Raw genomic sequence first — 16,962 nt, 5'->3', positions numbered from 1 at the left:
AGACAAGCTAATAAAAATGCAACTTCACTGAAAACATTCAGATTTTATTAGCAATAACTTACACAACAAATAATCAGGGAAAGTAATTGAATTAGGGGTTAGGAAATTTTCTTCAGGGCAAAACTGCATCTACCAAGAGCCACACCTAGTAGTAACCAATAGGGGGTGGCAACCCTAGCAACCAATCCCAGTGGGTGAGGGCTGTGGAACCACGGAGGGAATCAGGGAAATTATGGTATGCAGTAAACAGACTTGATTCAAAACAGTCAAGTTTTCAATCAAAGGTTAGAGGAGTGGAAATGATCATCATGTCTATAAGAGTCAAAATTTCGAGCCAAAACCGCAGTTCAGGGATGAACCATGATAATTTGCATCCCCAGCTAGTTTGGGTGTGTACAGCAAAGATTGAAAAAGTCAGTCACACCCCATCTCGGCAAATCATAGCTTTGATGACTCAGACTCCACTAACTCCTCAACCTCTTGCAGCATTTGTCCCCATAGCGGCTAAAGCTAGTAGTCTGCGACCAGCCAAAGAGAAAATTACCCAGAAAACTAGCCAAAATTGCCGAAACTAACCTCTTTTTCCGCAGTTTGTCAACCCTAATTAAAACACTCACACTCGAAGAAACCGGACGAGTTTACTTCATCCAAGACAACTAACACTATGAATCAAGACATTCCTGGCATTAGTAGCAACTTAGATAAGAAAATGCATCCTGAACAATTTGACCAAGTCGTAGAAGCCATCCTTGCCGGCAAGTATTCCTGGGCATGTGTTTTAATGCTGCGGTTTGTTGGCTACAATCCTCTACATTACATTCCCTACCGCACTTACAACCGGTTACTCAAAGAAAACTCCCGCATGAGCCGTTCAAACTCGCAGCACAATGAAAATATAACAATTGCCAACCAAGTTGCTGAGAAAAGAACTGAGAAAAATCTTGCCCCAAGCTGTTTAAGCAAAATTAAAGATTTAGCTTATCTTGAGGTGGTGGGCAAGCAAAAAGTAGAAGTTCGTGGTGGTAACATGGAACATTGGTTAGTAAAACAACTTCCTGAATCTCAACCAATAAAATCTCAATTAAACCCAGAAAAAACTCAAGATGTTTCCTTGAAATTCTGTGATTTTATTTAAAAAGTCTATTGCCTCAATAGACGCTGCACCACCTTTGATTGAGTACATCATAGCCAGCTATGCTGATTCAAAATCTTTAGCATGGCTGGTTATTTACAATTTAGTGTTCAATAGAATTCAAGTAATATTCGATGATAAAAAATGTGTTCACGACTCATTTAGGATCGCTATAGCTTTGATTCGTTTCTGGGAAATCTGCTAGATTAAATATGGGGACAAGATTTTCTCTCAGGACAATTTGCTTAGGCTTAAATCTCAATTTTTGGGAAGTAAGCTGATATTGTTTTCCATCAAATTTGAATACTCTCCAAGCTATTTCTCTTGGTTCATAAGTGAACACAGGAGCAGCAATATTAATCCAGCCTTTATTTCGATTTGGAAGTACAGCTACTTCCAGTTCACCGCGTGAGGTAAATACATAGGAAATGAAGCGATAATTATTACCGACTTTTTGATAAATATAGACAGGACAATGACGATTATTGCAGGGAAATCCCTGTTGAATGCTAACAAGACTTTCTTTGATACCATCTTGGTTTAAATCTAGTTCAGTATATTGAAATGTAATATCTTTTTTAATCTCATTTAAATCAGCATCTGCAAATTCTTTGTGAATAGTCTCTGTGATTGCATTGACCAGTTTAAAATTTGGTTGATTGGCTGTTGTTTTTTGAGCTTTAACTGGTAGGAAGTTTACACCTAAAACTGTTAAGCTTGCTGTGATACCAAGTAGTGTTTGTTTCTTCATTAATTACTCACCTTTCTAATTTCAGGCTAAACATTGAGCGGACGGAATGCGAACAGACTACATAGTAATTATACTTAAATTTCACTGAGTATAGGGAAATTCAAACTTTTGTTACATTAAGACTAGATACATCGCCCTGAATAAATAGGAAATCTTGCAGCAGGAAGGGAGTAATAAATTACCCGGAGAAATCTGCCAAAGTGGCAATTATACACAGAAAAAGTATTATAAATTATAAATAACAACCTAAACCGAGGTGCCTGGCAAGCAGATTCATTTTCACCAATAAAATCACTCTTAATTTCTAACCATGCAATATATCAAACTGATTGCTAAAGCAGTCAGTATCTCATGGATTAGATAACTTCTAAACCAAGACTGACGATGTAACTGTTGCTAATGGTGGTTCCTTTTCCCAGGAAGTCTGAGCAAAGAGAGATTGGAGTAGTGGCTTTCTCTAATCAAACTTTGAATATCTATAAAACTTTTTGTCCCGTGGTTGATGTCACCTTAGTCTAAAAAACTTAGGTTTAGCACCAAAAGCAGGTATGGAAATTGAAAGGTTACGGTGAAATCGTTGTTATGGGTGGTAGAACTTATAGCTCATACGCTTTTCTCTCAACTATGATAATCCGATTCCTCCCAAATAGGATTATTTCTGCTAAATAAACTGGCAATTTATCTAGCAAATACTGGAAGCTCAAACACTTAAACAGCTTCCAGTTTTTTTATGTTTAAAATTAAAGCAAATATCAAATAACTGTAGAGTTTTTTTATTGCAGTCCTATTTTATTTGTGAATTTGCTGGTAGGAGAAAGGCAAGAGGCAAGAGGCACTAACGCACCGCTATAATATGGTGCTTAATAGCAAAGCCGTTATACCAATTTTATGTGAAGCTGCATAGAATGATGAAATCAATTTAATTATCCATCTTTATCTGCGTTTATCTGCGGTTAATTCTTTTTCATATCTTATTCTATGCAACTTCATATTAATTTGCTATTACACACCCTACTAAAGATTAATTAATAAATAGTCTCTTCAGTTCAGTTATGTTAAAAATTAATGATTTTTTTTGAAAATTTTCTGCAAAACTTGTATTTTTTACTTTATACTTATCGAAACATATAACCAAATATTTCAATAGTAGCAGGTTATTAAAAAGAAATAAATACCATGAATAACCTTTCAAATATAATTGTTGAACCAGAGGAGATTATTAACTTCCTTAAGAGCAAAATGGATTTTAAGGAAGTATACCAGAATGTTCTATTTCAAAGAATTATTTTCCACGTAGCTCAGGAAAGAGGCATAACTGTCACAGCAGAAGAAATCGAGGCTCAAGCGAATAATATGCGCCGAAATAAGCGCTTAGAAAAAGCTGCTGATACAATGGCATGGTTAGCAGATCAATTAATTACCCCTGAAGATTGGGAAGCGGGAATTCATGCTAGTCTGCTGTCACAAAAGTTAGCTGAGTTCTTGTTTGCTCAAGAAGTCAAAAAAGTTTTTTTTCAAAATCGTCTAGAGTTTGAGGAAGTTGTTCTCTATCAAATTATTGTTTCTTATGAAAAATTTGCTCAAGAGCTTTTTTATCAAATAGAAGAAGGGGAAATAAGTTTTTATCATGCTGCTCACCTTTATGATATTGATGAACATCGCAGATACAAGTGCGGTTATGAAGGTAAGATTTACCGTTTTGCTCTCCAGCCAGATATAGCTGCTGTTGTATTTAGTACACCAGCTAAACAGTTAATTCCTCCCCTGAAAACTGATCAAGGTTATCATCTTTTTCTGGTTGATGAGTTCCTACCAGCAGAATTAACGTCTGAAAGGTATCAAGAAATTCTCAATAATATGTTTCAACGTTGGCTAGCTTCTGAGCTAGACTCTCTGCTGAATTTGTCATTACAAGACAAGGTTTAGATTTTACCAATGACATCAAAATAAGGTACACAAGAGCGGGTTTTTAGTCCGACAACACAAGAGTTTAACCGCTAATAGCTGTACTTTATTTACTGGCAAACTGCTGTAAATAAATTATTGGCTTGGCTCTGTTTAGATGTTAAATAATAAACCTGTATTTTGGGAATAAATTTAATTAATTATTTAATTTCAGTCAAACTAATTCTAACCTATAAGGAACCCGTTGCAAGTACCGCAGGTATCTTTCTCTGTTCCAAGTAGGTTTTAAGTCGATACGGATATTTCATTGAAGAATCATGTACCTATGGTTAGATTTAGAAACTGTAATTGGAGAAAACTTTGGCAGCTTTTCACTTCAGAGGTTTTTCATACTAGAGATAGATACAAATATAGTAAAAATAAAATTGCTGTAGATAAGTTAGACATTACCGAGCATGATAAATTCTGAACATGAGCGCCAGTTCTAGTAACGAACTTGACAAATTTAATATTTACTTTATAAATAAAGTTTCCTACTAGAGATAGATACAAATATGGTTGATATAACAGATGGTAATAAATATGTGACCTTACTACCAATGATAGAGGTATATCTACTACTGTTGTAGATAGTATTTATCTTTTATACAGATATTTGCCGATCAAATAGTAATTTACCAGTCCCGAACTGGTGAGATAAGTGATTCTAAATAATCATCATTTAATTTAGCAAAAAAATCATATCTAGACCATTATTTTTGATTGAGTCAATTATAAATTTTCAACAAAGTTATGATAAATTTTTGGTAAAGATTTCTTTTTTTAGAAGAACTCTTGGCTAGGATGTAGGAAAATTTTTAAATAAATATGTGTCAAGACAAAGATTGATGAACTGTCGCTGTTTCGTTGAATTTTTCTTACAGAGAATTTCAGATTTATCATGATCTGCTGATGAGAAAAAACTATTGTTAGGCTAGTGTAAGAAATAGATTTACACTCGTGCCTGACGTTAACTAATTCTAGGCTTCAATCTGTTGAACAGCTTTCAACCCTTTTTTGGTATTCAAAAATTAACCAACCTAAATATTTGGAGGTTGACCTATGAACCTGTATTGCAGAGTTCAGTAACATCCTCAAACAACGAGCCACGTTCAGGCTCGAAATTGCTTTCCTTTGATTAGCAACCAGGGTAAATGGTTTCAATCAATACCATTATTGTACCAAGTGCTAGAAAAGGCTCTCAAACTCATGGGTTAACCAGTGAGTAGTTCACTAGCTTTAGGTGTTTTACCAGACACGGCTGTTTATCAGAAAACGGCTATGCTTGCTGCATATTTTGTCAGGGATGCTTTCTACTGCTTTCAAACTTTCGACTTTAGTAACTTTGGAGTGAAGTTTTTGTCAAGATTTTACTGGATGAAAAAAACCTAATTTACATGGTCTGGTGCAGATTTTTTGATGATCTCTATCTATCAGGTGAAGCGCGTTAACGCCGGATATTGATAGAGCAAAATCTGAGTAAACGCCTTTATTACTCTCTAGATTATCAGAAAGCTAGGGGGGAAATATCTAGTGTGAGTTACACATCATGTAAGTACTTAATTAGGCTGCTAGAGCCAATTAATTTTGCATCTGTAGAACTTTAGGCATCTGAATTTCAGCCACATCTGCAACGTACATAATTGCCCACATTGTACAGTAGACGGCAACTGGTAAAGATTATGTCATACTATTCCAGTCTAGATCAGGCTTTTGAGGGTTATGAACCACAGGAAGGTAAGTTTTTAACACCATTTCAGCGCAAGGCTCTACTGAAAAACTTGCAAGCTAATTTACAGCCAGAATATCGGCGGCGGATGGAAATTATGTTGCTGGCAGATATGGGTAAATCCCAGGCTCAAATCTGTGAAATTTTAAGTTGTTCTCAGGAGATGGCGCGGTACTGGATTGGTGTGGCCCAAGCAGGTATGGCGCACAAGTGGAATGAGCGACCGATAGGCAGACCGAAGACGGTAAATCATCAATATATTGAACGATTGAAGGAATTGGTAAGTCATAGTCCGCGTGAATATGGCTATGCTTTTGGTTACTGGACGGCTCAATGGTTAAGCAAACATCTAGCCACTGAATTTGGCATCGAAATTAGCGATCGCCATATTAATCGTCTGCTTAAACAAATGGGACTTTCCACAAAACGAAAAAGTTCCGCTCCACCAGAAACTGATCATCCGAAGGACGCTGGTATTACGATTTGCGACTTGCAATCTAACTCCAAACCTAGTTTCCATTGGTCACTCAATCTGATTCAGACCAATAAGTAGTAGTGTTTTGGAGGTAAGGAAATGCAAAAAGCGTTTTCCCCACAACATTTGGCTGAACAACTCGCCCAACTCTTGGGTGAGTCGTTGTCAAACAGGGAAAAAGACATCTGTGTCAAAGCAGTAGAAATTGTTGAACCACCGGTAGCCAAACAGTTTTGGCAAGCAACAGCAGCGAATCCGGGACTTTATCTCGTGCTTGCGGGTAAAGTTAGACTGCTGGATAGCTCTAATAACTTAATCACTACCCTTTCGCCAGGGGCATCATTTGGCGAGTTGACGCTGTTTCCCGAAGAGAATTTCATTCCCTATGTTGCCAGAGCTTCTGCGAATTTAAAGCTCTGCTATCTTCACCAAGAGGTGTTGCAAGAACTATTTAGCTCATCTAGCAATATTCGCTTACGCCTGCTCACCAGGGCAGAACTTTGGGATGCACTGCTGTTATGTTGCCAAAACTCCCGATTGCCGCAAAATGGCTCCGCCGAGTCGATGTTCAAAGCACTATCCCTATTTGAGCGCCACAATCTTGAAAGTGGTTCTCTCAATGCCAAACTCACCAAAGATACCAAGCTCTGGCTGCTACGTCGGGGTGAACTACTATACTCTGACGGGCGGACGTTAACACCAGGAGACATTTATGTAAATCCTCAACAGGGGAGTTGGCAGGCGACACAACCAACGATCGCTTATAGTTTGCGTCATGGCGATTGGCAAACAGCACTGCAACACTGGCCGCAATTAGCAGAGTTGAGCGACTTTAGTGAACGCCAAACCGCCGCTGTTGTCGAACAAAATGTCCAAGTCAAGCGCAATATTATTCCCTTTCCCCAAGCAACTCCCTCGCTACCACCACAGCCAAAACCAAACAAACGACGAGCTTACTTTCCCAACCCTAAGGTGAGTGCGGGTCATTGGTGGCAACGTGTTACTAAGCGGTATCCATTCTTTGCCCAACAAAGTGCTTCTGACTGTGGGGCAGCTTGCTTGGTGATGATTAGTCGCTATTGGGGCAAAAACTTAAGTGTGAATCGGCTGCGGGATTTAGCCAACGTCAGCCGCAGCGGTTCATCAATGCGGAGTTTAACATCAGCGGCAGAAAGCATCGGCTTTGCTACCCGTCCGGTGAAAGCTAGCTTTGATAAATTGGCACAACAACCCCTACCTGCGATCGCGCATTGGCAAGGCAAACACTATATAGTTGTCTACGAAATCAACAAAAAACGGGTGATTGTTGGCGACCCCGCTATCGGTCAATGCACCCTGACTGCTGGGGAATTCAAAGCTGGTTGGACTGGTTACGCGTTGTTATTGCAACCCACAAGCTCACTCAAAGAAACCCCAGAAGCAAATACACCATTCTGGCAGTTGTTTGATTTAGTCAAACCCCACTCCCAGGTGTTGCTAGAAGTGTTTGTTGCTTCGGTGTTGATTCAGGTGTTTGGACTTGTTACACCCCTATTTACCCAACTTTTATTAGACAGAGTAATTGTTCAGGGTAGTGTTCTGACATTAAACGCTGTTGGTTTTGGGTTGCTGATTTTTGGGTTGTTTCGCATCGCGATCAACGGACTGCGGCAATATTTGCTAGATCACACAGCTAACCGCATCGGCGTAGCGCTGTTGGTAGGTTTTATCAAACATACCTTTCGTTTACCTCTTTCTTTCTTTGAGTCGCGTTACGTTGGCGATATTGTTTCTCGCGTCCAAGAAAATCAAAAAATTCAGCGCTTCCTCACCGGGGAAGCACTATCTATTTGTTTGGATTTGCTGACAGTATTTATCTATTTGGGGCTAATGTTTTGGTACAGTTCAGCATTGGCCTGGCTGACTTTAATGATCTTACCGCCTTATCTGCTGCTGGCAGTTATTGCCACACCTTTTTTGCGCCGCCTTAACCGCGAAGTTTTTACTGCTGGAGCCAATGAAAATAGTTATCTGATTCAAGCTTTGACAGGGGTTGCTTCTATCCGCTCAATGGCTATTGAACAGACGGTGCGCTGGCATTGGGAAGAACTGCTGAATACATTAACGAAAAAAAGCTTTAGTGGCCAGGTAATTGGCAATCAATTACAAATTCTTAGCGCCACAATTCAATCTGTAGCGAATACAGGTTTACTGTGGTTTGGGGCGTGGCTAGTAATTCAAAACCAACTGACAATTGGGCAGTTAGTTGCTTTCAATATGTTGTTAGGTAATGTGATTCAGCCTTTTCAGCGGTTAATAGTTCTGTGGAATCAATTGCAGGAAGTGGTAATTTCTACAGAGCGGATTAATGATATTTTGGAAGCAGAACCTGAGGAAGATTTAGAGCATCAACCACGTCAGTCTTTACCCAGGCTACGCGGTAAAATTAGTTTTGATAATGTCACTTTCCGCTATCACGCAGAAAGTGAGATTAATGTGCTGGAAAATCTGAGCTTTGAAGTCAAGCCAGAGCAAACTGTAGCAGTTGTGGGGCGTAGTGGTTCTGGTAAAACCACTCTTTCTAAATTGATTTTGGGTCTGTATCCGCCGACGGATGGGAAGGTATTAATTGACAATCAAGATGTAACTAGTATTTCTTTGCGCTCGCTGCGATCGCAAATTGGGGTTGTCGATCAAGATACCTTTTTGTTTGGCGGGACAATTCGCGAAAACATCAGCATTGCTCATCCGGAAGCCACTCTAGAAGAAATTACAGAAGCGGCGCGTCTGGCAGGAGCAGATGAATTTATTCAGCGCATGCCAATGGGTTACGAAACCCAAATTGGTGAAGGTGGGGGGATGCTCTCTGGGGGACAACGCCAACGTTTAGCGATCGCGCGGGCGTTGTTAGGCAATCCCCGGCTATTGGTTTTAGATGAAGCGACAAGTCACCTAGATTCTGAATCTGAGCGGATTATTCAGACTAACCTCAAAAAAATTCTTCAAGGGCGGACAAGTCTGATTATTGCTCATCGTCTTTCTACGGTGCGTCATGCTGACCTGATTTTAGTGTTAGATCGCGGACTCTTAGTGGAAAGCGGCACTCACGAGGAATTAATCTCCAAACGAGGTCATTATTTCTATCTCAACCAGCAACAGTTAGCGCAAACAGGTTGAGTAACGGGTATTGAGTAACGGGTATTGGGGATTAGGGATGAAGAAGGATTACCAATTACCAATTACCAATTACCCATTACCCATTACCCATCACCCATTACCCATTACCCATTATTTATGCCACACCCATCCAATCAGTCATCATCCACCCTGATCGAGCGATCGCCAGAGCAACCACCTGTAATTGATGAATCTATTGCTGTATTTGGGCAGCAGACACAGACCACAACTAAGTCCGATGATTGGTTTTACGGTACTGAGGAACTGCTAGATGCCTTACCGAGGGTATGGACGCGCTCAATGCTGTATTTATTAATTAGCTTTGCCGCGATCGCCTTACCTTGGTCGATGTTTGCCCAAGTTGATGAAACAGGAAGTGCTACGGGGCGCATAGAACCCAAAGGAGCAACACAAAAATTAGATAGTGCCGTGACTGGCAGTGTGATTGCTGTCAATGTTACAGAAGGTGCAACCGTCAAAGCCGGGCAGGTTTTGGTAGAAATGGAGTCTAATGTTTTACGCACCGAACTGCAACAGGCACAAACCAAGCTGGCAGGTTTAGCTGATCGGCGATCGCAACTGGATTTACTCAAAAACCAAGTAATGCTGGCAATTAACATCCAAGAGCAACAAAACCAATCCCAAGCATGGGAAAAAATGTCACAAGTTAGTCAGGCTCAACAAAACCTGGATGCTAAACAGAGTACCTATAACTTACAAAAATTAGAAAAACTAGCTCAAGTAGATCAGGCAAAGCAGAATATCAAATCTAGCCGAACTAGCCAGCGGTTAGCCAACAGTCGTTTGAGCAGAGATGCCACAGAAGTCACACGCTATCGCCAACTTTTACAGCAGGGTGCAATTGCCGAAATTAAAGTTGTCGAACTCGAAAAAACCGCAGAAGAAAGCCTACGCTTGCAAGAAGAAGCACAATCCAACATCCAACTAGCCAATCTGCGCTTAAGAGAAGAGTCGAACCGCTATCAGTCACTGATGAGTCAGGCTCAGTCAGATATTGAACTAGCAAAACTGCGCTTGCAAGAGCAGCAAAGCAGCTATCAAAGCGCTGTACAAGCAGGTAAACTGGCGGTGCTAAAAAGCGAAGAACAGATCAAAGACCTGCAAAACCAAATAACTACCTTGGAATCGGATATTGCTCAAACCAAGAGTCAAATTACATCCTTACAGCTTCAGTTACAGCAACGAGTCGTGCGATCGCCAATTGATGGCATGATTTTTGCCTTGCCCATTAAAAAACCAGGATCTGTCGTCCAACCAGGACAAATGATTGCCCAAATTGCCCCCCAGAACACGGCCTTAATCCTCAAAGCGCAAATTCCTAGTCAACAAAGTGGTTTTGTCAAGGTGGGAATGCCAGTCAAAATCAAATTTGATGCCTATCCCTTCCAAGAGTATGGAGTCCTACAAGGGCGAGTTAGCTGGATTTCACCTGACTCAAAAATTCAAGAAAATAACCAAAATCGCCGTGAAATCTATGAGTTAGATATTACCCTAGATCAGCCCTATATCCAAGCTGCCAATCAGCGCGTTTTCTTAACGCCTGGTCAGACAGCAACAGCAGAAGTGATTGTCCGCCAGCGTCGGGTAATCGACTTGATTTTAGATCCATTTAAGAAGTTGCAAAGCGGTGGTCTAGAATTGTAGTCCACTCCTTACCTCTTTCAAAGAAACCGAACTGACAAGACGCTACGCAGACCTAACGGTTCAGCGCTGGCACGCTCACAAAATAATCCCCATACTCAACAAAGTCCCTCGGCGAATCTACATTTGTCTAATTCTACGATTTCTAATGGACTTTCTCTCTGTGCAAGATTTGAGGTGATGTAAAATATATATCTTGACTATCAAAAGTAGGGTAGATCATACTGGTCTGTCCTACTTTTAGCGTTTCCACATCTTTAATCAGCGTTAAAAAAATTAATTTTTTTGACAAATAAGCGTAGTGTTGTGCTGCTGGTTACTGCCAAAACTGCCCTGAACCTAGGACTGCTGTATCAATAATTTCTACTTTGCTTAATTCACCTTTTGAATTTAAAAATAAGCTTGATTTTCTTTTGTAGGAAAATCATTATGTTTAGTGATTAACATGATAAATTCTCAGCTTTTGAGAGGATGTCTGAAAAGTTGTTTATCATAAATCAAACACTCGTAGATCCCCCTAAATCCACGCCAGTCGCTCATGGGGAGCCACTGCTCGACTAGGGTTTCCCGGCTTAAAGGAGGCAGTGCGTTGCTCTGGTTAAAAGAGTTGTAGCAACTGCCGTCAAGTCGCTTCGCTCCAATTCAAAATTAAAAACTTGTACTGAGCTTGTCGAAGTATTAAAAATTCAAAATAAAAGACAATTAGTGGTAGCTCTGGACTCACCACTTTCTTGTTGACCGCTATAATCTTTGATTGCGGCGGGGGCTTCCAGAATTAATTAATTCAAAATTATTTCCATTCTTCTCTTCCTAACAGAATTTTGTATCCCTTACGGGAGTCGTAGGCTCTATTAGTGAATTTTGAATTCAAAAAAGCTCAAGTGGCGCGTGGGTTGGGGGATCTCGATCAATTTTGATACGAATCAAAGATCCTCTGAGACAAAATTCATTAAATTAGGTCTTAGAGGATGTTTAAAAAGTCTAATTTATTACTTAAAGGATGGGAAAGATGCCTCCGGCTCTATTATATTCGCCTAAAACTTTTCCAACAACCTCTTAAATAATTGCATTTTTTTATCATCTATTTTTTATATTAATCTATTTTGGATTTTTATAGAAAATATAACTCCTATAAAAACAGCATATTCAAGACAAAATTACTTGAATTAGGTCTAAAATAAAATCTACCTGAAACTATTGATTTATAAAGACTTTTAAAAAAAAATATGTCTTTTAAATGAAAACTTTGCAACGGGCAATGAATGAATAATGTAAAAATGAAAGAGTCAACTTAAATCTTAATTCAGAAGAGAGAACAATGGATAAGCTGGTAATTTCGGACTTACATCCTACTGATATAGATTCATTTTTATATGATCTATATCCAGCACAAGCAAAGACTATATTAGGCGGCTTATTATCAGATCAATACCCCAATGCTCGGATACTGACTATTCATGGCGATACGAATAGCAGATCAACTACATATGAAGGTGCAGGCAACTACCATGATAATAAAATTAACACCGTAGACTATTCAAGGTCAACTTATGTTTGGTACCGTTCTTGGTAATTGATAATTGACTCAGTTGTGTTGCCAAAAACTTATAGTACTTCGTGACGGAGTGACATCAGTACGTAGTCATTTCAGAAAGTGGGGTAGTTTTTGAGGCTTCAGTCACATCAAATAAAGAGCTAAACCCGTACAGAACTAGATGGCAACTATCCAAACATGAGCATATAAACCGACCCAAAAAGCAGTATTGACGGTGCAATTGCTTTAATTTTGGCATATCTTTCACATAATTTTGTCGGCAATTTTGCTCCACTAAGGTGGCAAAACTGTTAAGTTTCTAATAGGGAAAATCAGACAATGACTACAATCGTGATTACCGACTTACATCCTATTGACGAAAAGACGTTTTTACATGAACTAACTTCAGAACAAATAAATGCTATATCAGGTAATGGTATTCTGACCTTGTGGAGTAACGATCCTGATATCGCATTAAGCACCTTTCATGATGGTATGAATAACACATCAACTACATATCATAGTCCATTTGGTTTATATGACAACAAGATTTTTACCGTTGACTTTTCAAGAATGACTATCTATTTGGTAATTTAATCAGGTGCTAATTCATATTTGATAACCTGGAAATGTGCGTTAAAATATTACTATCTATATGCACATTTCCTCTGATTAAATTAATCAATTTTTTTCTAGAATTATCGTTAGTAAATTAAGTTAATGTCATTAATAAGTTCTGATTTATATAGATAACGAATTATAATAGTTTATAAATATTTTTTAAGGTTTTTTTTAGTTAAAGTTAACAATAGCACATATTTAAAATCAGTATTATAAATTTATAATTCCCTTATTAAATATTAATTTAACATATTAAAAGTACCATTAGATAGAGACAAGAAAAAAATATCTAAGCTAAATATGATAGATACACAACTAATTTATGTGAATCAGCTTGAATGACTAATCCACAATAGTTGAGTAATCGGAGGAATTCCATCATGTCAAATACTTTAAACATCTCTAACAAAGAGATTATTTACTATATCAAACTTTCTGGACAAGTTCCTACTTTATTGGAAGCAATCGCCACAAGAAAAATTATTTCCGACACAGCCGCAAAAGAAGGGATTAAAATCGAGACAGAAGAGCTGCAACAGGCAGCCGATAACTTGCGATTAGCTAATAAACTGCTCAAAGCAGAAGATACGTGGGTCTGGTTAGAGAAACATCATCTTTCTCTAGATGATTTTGAAGAAATAGCCCTAGCTAACCTACTATCTACAAAGTTGGCAAATCACTTATTTACAGATAAAATTGAACATTTTTTTTATGCGAACCAACTTGATTATACCGGAGCAGTTACCTATGAAGTTATATTCGATGATGAAGACTTAGCGCTGGAAATTTTTTATGCTCTGCAAGAGGGCGAAATCAGCTTTCAAGAAATCGCCCGCCAATATATCCAAAATCCAGAAATCCGTCGCGCTGGAGGATATCAGGGAATCCGACCACGTAGCGACTTTAGACCAGAAATTGCAGCGGTAGTCTTTGCTGCTACTCCCCCGCAGATTCTTAAGCCAATAATTACACCCAAAGGAGCGCATATAATTGTGGTTGAAGAAATCATTAAACCCCAATTAGATGAACAACTGCGCCTGAAAATTATGGGAGATTTATTTACAAATTGGTTAAAGCAACAAATCACCACAGTAGAAATTGTCGCCAAGCTAGCAGAGGATACTAATTCTCAATCATCTAAAAATATGTTAACTCAGGATGAACTCCATGTTTAATTGAAGATATTGCAAAAAACAATATCCTTACAAATCAACCACAGATGTCTATATCTGTGGTTTAAAAAATAAAAATGCAGATTTTTTTAGTCTCAGATTTATCTCACAAATCAGACCTTTTATTGAGTGCCATAATAAAACCGAGAATTCCTACAAAGTAGATTTCCTCGGTGCTTCAAAAACTGTGTGTATAAAAACTGGAACTTTAGCAACAATAATGATAAAAAGCAGGTGTGTCTAAATACCAAATTCTTTGCAGCGGTGGCATGATGTTCTCATTCCCCATTACCAGTATAATTCTGTAAATTATTTAGCCAAGCCTTAAACATCATGTCCAGAATTTGTTCTCTGACTGATTGATTTAATTCTGAGGAAAGCCACTTTTCTACTCGGAAAATCTGATACCCTAGTTTAGTTTTAATTGGTCCAATAACTTCACCTTCTTCGGCATCAGTAATAGCTGTCACAATTTCTGGCAAAAGTTCTACTAAACAGCGAATTCCTACAAAACCGCCGTTTTCTTGAGATAGTTTACCCTGAGAATATTCTAATGCCAAAGCGCAGAAAGAAGCACTTCCGGCTTGCAATGTCTGCACAATTTTCTCAGCAGTTGTCAGGTCAAAAACTAAAATCTGTGACAGCGCTACCCGTCTGTAGTTGTGTTGGTTAGAGATATAAGTGCTATCTACAGTTGCACCGAACAGATGTTCTTTGAGCTTTTTCTCTAATAAAGCTACTCTAATTCCTTGTGACCATTCTTGGATTCTGATGCGCTGCTGCTTTAACCATGCCAAGGTTTCTGATGTTCCCCAGAGTTGGCGTTCTAGACGAAAAGCATCTCCAGCTGCTTGCCATTCCGCATCAGAGATCGTAATTCCCAATTGCTCGCACATTGTTAAAATTATGACATCTCGTTCAGCTAAAGCGGCAATTTCGGTTAATTTTCCAGAACGCCGCAGATATGCCAGGATTTCGGCATCAGTTGCGGGAGGAACTGGAACCAAGGTTAATGTTTTCTTGTAGTGTTCTTCTTCTTGGTCGCGGATGGCTGTTGAGGTGGAGGTTGATTCTAATTCTTCTTTCATAACCTTTTGATATTGAGTTTTAGTATCAGCCTTTAGTTTGAGCCATGTTTATCACCACCTAGTCGAACCCAAGCTGATAAAGGTTCTAATTTTCGATGTTCAGTCGCATAAAATTTTTCTCCACCTACTTGGCAGTTTTTTTTGAGTAATCTAATATAAGTGCGGTAGGGGATAAAATCTATAGGATTGTAACCAGCAAAATGAAGGATTAAAAAACAAGCCCAGGAATACTTACCACCGATAATGGCTTTGACTACCTGCTCGAACTCTTCGGGCTTGAATATCTTGTCTAATGGTTCATTTAGTTCAAAATTTTCTTGTGTCATAGCATTACCTCAATGCAGTGATTAAGCAGACTGAAGATTTTTGAGGTTCATAAATTTAAAGGGGTGTAGATATCTTTTGAATTAGGGTTGAGGTAAGGACGTGCTAATTTAATTGAGCGTGAAGAGAACTGTTGTAAAATTGATGTCATTCGACCTGTTGGCGTATCATTGCCTTGTAGCCAAGCATCGAGTAAACCATGAGCAACAATTTGACAGCGATTAGTACCAAAACTTTCTTTGTCGGCAAATTTTTGGTCTGGTTCTTCGGCACAACCTAATCCAGGTGCTAATAACTTGGTAAATAGAGGTATTTGCTCATTAAAATGGGATTGGTTTTCTGTATAAATTCTCTCTAAGATGGGGTGGACAACTTCATAGTTATTTTTGTCAAAATAAAGCACTGCTGAGTCGTAGCGCCGATAATCTGAGGGGTTGTTTAGTGCTTTAAATGAGAAGGAAATCGGCATGGCATTGAGTAGAGTTGTTAAACTTTCCATGACTGATACTGCACCGTCTGGAGTGACGTTGAAGTAGATGCGAACAAGATTTTGATCAGGGGATGCAGAGGCATTAGACATTGCCATATAAAAGGCGTTTTGCACTAAATTTTTAGGCATTTTGATCGCCACTAAATTACCAACAGTGGCAGCTTGATCTTCTGGCGGTAGATGAATATCGCGCTCAATGTGCAAAGTCAAACCGTTCCTCTGCACCGCCAAAGTATCATCTTTTTCTTGTTTGACTACCAGCCAATTATAACTCCAGTAGCCTGTACCTTTGTTGCTGGTATGCAAACGCTCATAAAATGCTAAATCTACACCGAACCAGCTATTATTTTCTAGATTTTGGTTCGCGGCTAAATTGGTTCCTTCGGCATCAGGTGCGAGGGCAGATTGCCAGGAGCCGTTATAATAGATGCTATAGAGAAGACTACGCAGTAGCAGAACCAAATGCTTATTCTGAATTTCTAAAGGCAATTGCTGAAAGCGAGAGACTACTGACTCTGGTAATTTTTCGTGGTTGTAGTTTGGATGTTTAATATAATCATGGGACTCAATTTGAACTTGAGTGACGATATCTTGTAGTGATGTCTGCAATGACTCTGGAATATCTGAAAGTTGATTTAGCTGTGAGTCTAAGAGTTGCATAAGTCTTGCCTATAAATCAGGGGTGATGGTAAAGACAAATTCAAAATTCTTTCCTTCAAAATGGCACATACTGAGCAAATACAGTTCAGTTTGTGATGTTGAGTTGTGAGAATTATCTCCAACCCACCTGAAAAAAAGGGGAGATTAAGCCTAATGTGAACCGGATTGAATTCTTATACCAAATTGGGATAGGTAGTATTGTTTGAGATTTCTGGAACAGTAGA

General features: G+C 38.9%; 13 protein-coding genes. 9 read left to right on the top strand and 4 right to left on the bottom strand.

Going from position 1 to position 16,962, the window contains the following annotated elements:
* Positions 1-308: 308 nt before the first annotated feature.
* Positions 309-575, top strand: coding sequence for a hypothetical protein (locus CYLST_RS25425; protein WP_041233264.1), 267 nt, complete (start codon positions 309-311; stop codon positions 573-575).
* A gap of 89 nt (positions 576-664) precedes the next feature.
* Positions 665-1,135, top strand: a complete 471-nt coding sequence (locus CYLST_RS25420) for a HetP family heterocyst commitment protein (RefSeq protein ID WP_015210612.1) — start codon at positions 665-667, stop codon at positions 1,133-1,135.
* A 154-nt stretch (positions 1,136-1,289) separates the two neighbouring features.
* On the opposite strand, the gene CYLST_RS25415 is transcribed toward CYLST_RS25420, so the two are convergent.
* Complete coding sequence (locus CYLST_RS25415) at positions 1,290-1,883, bottom strand: hypothetical protein (protein WP_015210611.1); 594 nt, start codon at positions 1,881-1,883, stop codon at positions 1,290-1,292.
* A 1,176-nt stretch (positions 1,884-3,059) separates the two neighbouring features.
* Here CYLST_RS25415 and CYLST_RS25410 point away from each other — a divergent pair.
* The 7 genes from CYLST_RS25410 (at position 3,060) to CYLST_RS25385 (ending at position 14,179) form a co-directional block, all read left to right on the top strand.
* Positions 3,060-3,809: a peptidylprolyl isomerase gene (locus tag CYLST_RS25410; RefSeq protein WP_015210610.1), complete on the top strand. Its 750-nt coding sequence runs from the start codon at positions 3,060-3,062 to the stop codon at positions 3,807-3,809.
* A gap of 1,239 nt (positions 3,810-5,048) precedes the next feature.
* Complete coding sequence (locus CYLST_RS34845) at positions 5,049-5,219, top strand: hypothetical protein (RefSeq protein ID WP_157162640.1); 171 nt, start codon at positions 5,049-5,051, stop codon at positions 5,217-5,219.
* A 290-nt stretch (positions 5,220-5,509) separates the two neighbouring features.
* A complete protein-coding gene (locus CYLST_RS25405; RefSeq protein ID WP_015210609.1) occupies positions 5,510-6,109 on the top strand; it encodes a helix-turn-helix domain-containing protein in 600 nt (199 codons plus the stop codon).
* 21 nt (positions 6,110-6,130) lie between these two features.
* Complete coding sequence (locus CYLST_RS25400; protein WP_015210608.1) at positions 6,131-9,187, top strand: peptidase domain-containing ABC transporter; 3,057 nt, start codon at positions 6,131-6,133, stop codon at positions 9,185-9,187.
* A gap of 117 nt (positions 9,188-9,304) precedes the next feature.
* Positions 9,305-10,852, top strand: a complete 1,548-nt coding sequence (locus CYLST_RS25395; protein ID WP_015210607.1) for a beta-barrel domain-containing protein — start codon at positions 9,305-9,307, stop codon at positions 10,850-10,852.
* A gap of 1,870 nt (positions 10,853-12,722) precedes the next feature.
* Positions 12,723-12,980 (top strand): hypothetical protein, encoded by a 258-nt coding sequence (locus CYLST_RS25390; RefSeq protein ID WP_015210605.1) that lies wholly within the window; start codon positions 12,723-12,725, stop codon positions 12,978-12,980.
* Between the two features lie 404 nt (positions 12,981-13,384).
* The gene (locus CYLST_RS25385) at positions 13,385-14,179 is read left to right on the top strand and encodes a peptidylprolyl isomerase (RefSeq protein WP_015210604.1); all 795 of its coding nucleotides are present in this window, start codon (positions 13,385-13,387) and stop codon (positions 14,177-14,179) included.
* 275 nt (positions 14,180-14,454) lie between these two features.
* Here the strand turns inward: CYLST_RS25385 and CYLST_RS25380 are convergent, their stop codons facing one another.
* From CYLST_RS25380 to CYLST_RS25370, 3 genes are read right to left on the bottom strand one after another with little or no spacing between them, the layout of a single operon-like run.
* Complete coding sequence (locus CYLST_RS25380) at positions 14,455-15,264, bottom strand: peptidylprolyl isomerase (RefSeq protein ID WP_015210603.1); 810 nt, start codon at positions 15,262-15,264, stop codon at positions 14,455-14,457.
* A 32-nt stretch (positions 15,265-15,296) separates the two neighbouring features.
* Positions 15,297-15,590 carry a HetP family heterocyst commitment protein gene (locus CYLST_RS25375; RefSeq protein ID WP_015210602.1) on the bottom strand — a complete coding sequence of 98 codons (294 nt, stop codon included), beginning with the start codon at positions 15,588-15,590 and terminating at the stop codon, positions 15,297-15,299.
* 47 nt (positions 15,591-15,637) lie between these two features.
* Positions 15,638-16,738, bottom strand: a complete 1,101-nt coding sequence (locus CYLST_RS25370; protein WP_015210601.1) for a T3SS effector HopA1 family protein — start codon at positions 16,736-16,738, stop codon at positions 15,638-15,640.
* Positions 16,739-16,962 lie beyond the last annotated feature (224 nt).

This window comes from Cylindrospermum stagnale PCC 7417, assembly GCF_000317535.1.
Taxonomy (GTDB): domain Bacteria; phylum Cyanobacteriota; class Cyanobacteriia; order Cyanobacteriales; family Nostocaceae; genus Cylindrospermum; species Cylindrospermum stagnale.
The sequence above is the reverse complement of the archived record's forward strand: the minus strand, read 5'-3'. Positions and strand labels throughout refer to the sequence as shown.

Coding starts and splice junctions, on each gene's coding strand:
- CYLST_RS25420 (WP_015210612.1), top strand. CDS start 665: ATGAATCAAGACATTCCTGGCATTAGTAGCAACTTAGATAAGAAAATG.
- CYLST_RS25380 (WP_015210603.1), bottom strand. CDS start 15,264: ATGAAAGAAGAATTAGAATCAACCTCCACCTCAACAGCCATCCGCGAC.
- CYLST_RS25375 (WP_015210602.1), bottom strand. CDS start 15,590: ATGACACAAGAAAATTTTGAACTAAATGAACCATTAGACAAGATATTC.
- CYLST_RS25370 (WP_015210601.1), bottom strand. CDS start 16,738: ATGCAACTCTTAGACTCACAGCTAAATCAACTTTCAGATATTCCAGAG.
- CYLST_RS25385 (WP_015210604.1), top strand. CDS start 13,385: ATGTCAAATACTTTAAACATCTCTAACAAAGAGATTATTTACTATATC.
- CYLST_RS25400 (WP_015210608.1), top strand. CDS start 6,131: ATGCAAAAAGCGTTTTCCCCACAACATTTGGCTGAACAACTCGCCCAA.
- CYLST_RS25390 (WP_015210605.1), top strand. CDS start 12,723: ATGACTACAATCGTGATTACCGACTTACATCCTATTGACGAAAAGACG.
- CYLST_RS25410 (WP_015210610.1), top strand. CDS start 3,060: ATGAATAACCTTTCAAATATAATTGTTGAACCAGAGGAGATTATTAAC.
- CYLST_RS25395 (WP_015210607.1), top strand. CDS start 9,305: ATGCCACACCCATCCAATCAGTCATCATCCACCCTGATCGAGCGATCG.
- CYLST_RS25415 (WP_015210611.1), bottom strand. CDS start 1,883: ATGAAGAAACAAACACTACTTGGTATCACAGCAAGCTTAACAGTTTTA.
- CYLST_RS25405 (WP_015210609.1), top strand. CDS start 5,510: ATGTCATACTATTCCAGTCTAGATCAGGCTTTTGAGGGTTATGAACCA.
- CYLST_RS25425 (WP_041233264.1), top strand. CDS start 309: ATGTCTATAAGAGTCAAAATTTCGAGCCAAAACCGCAGTTCAGGGATG.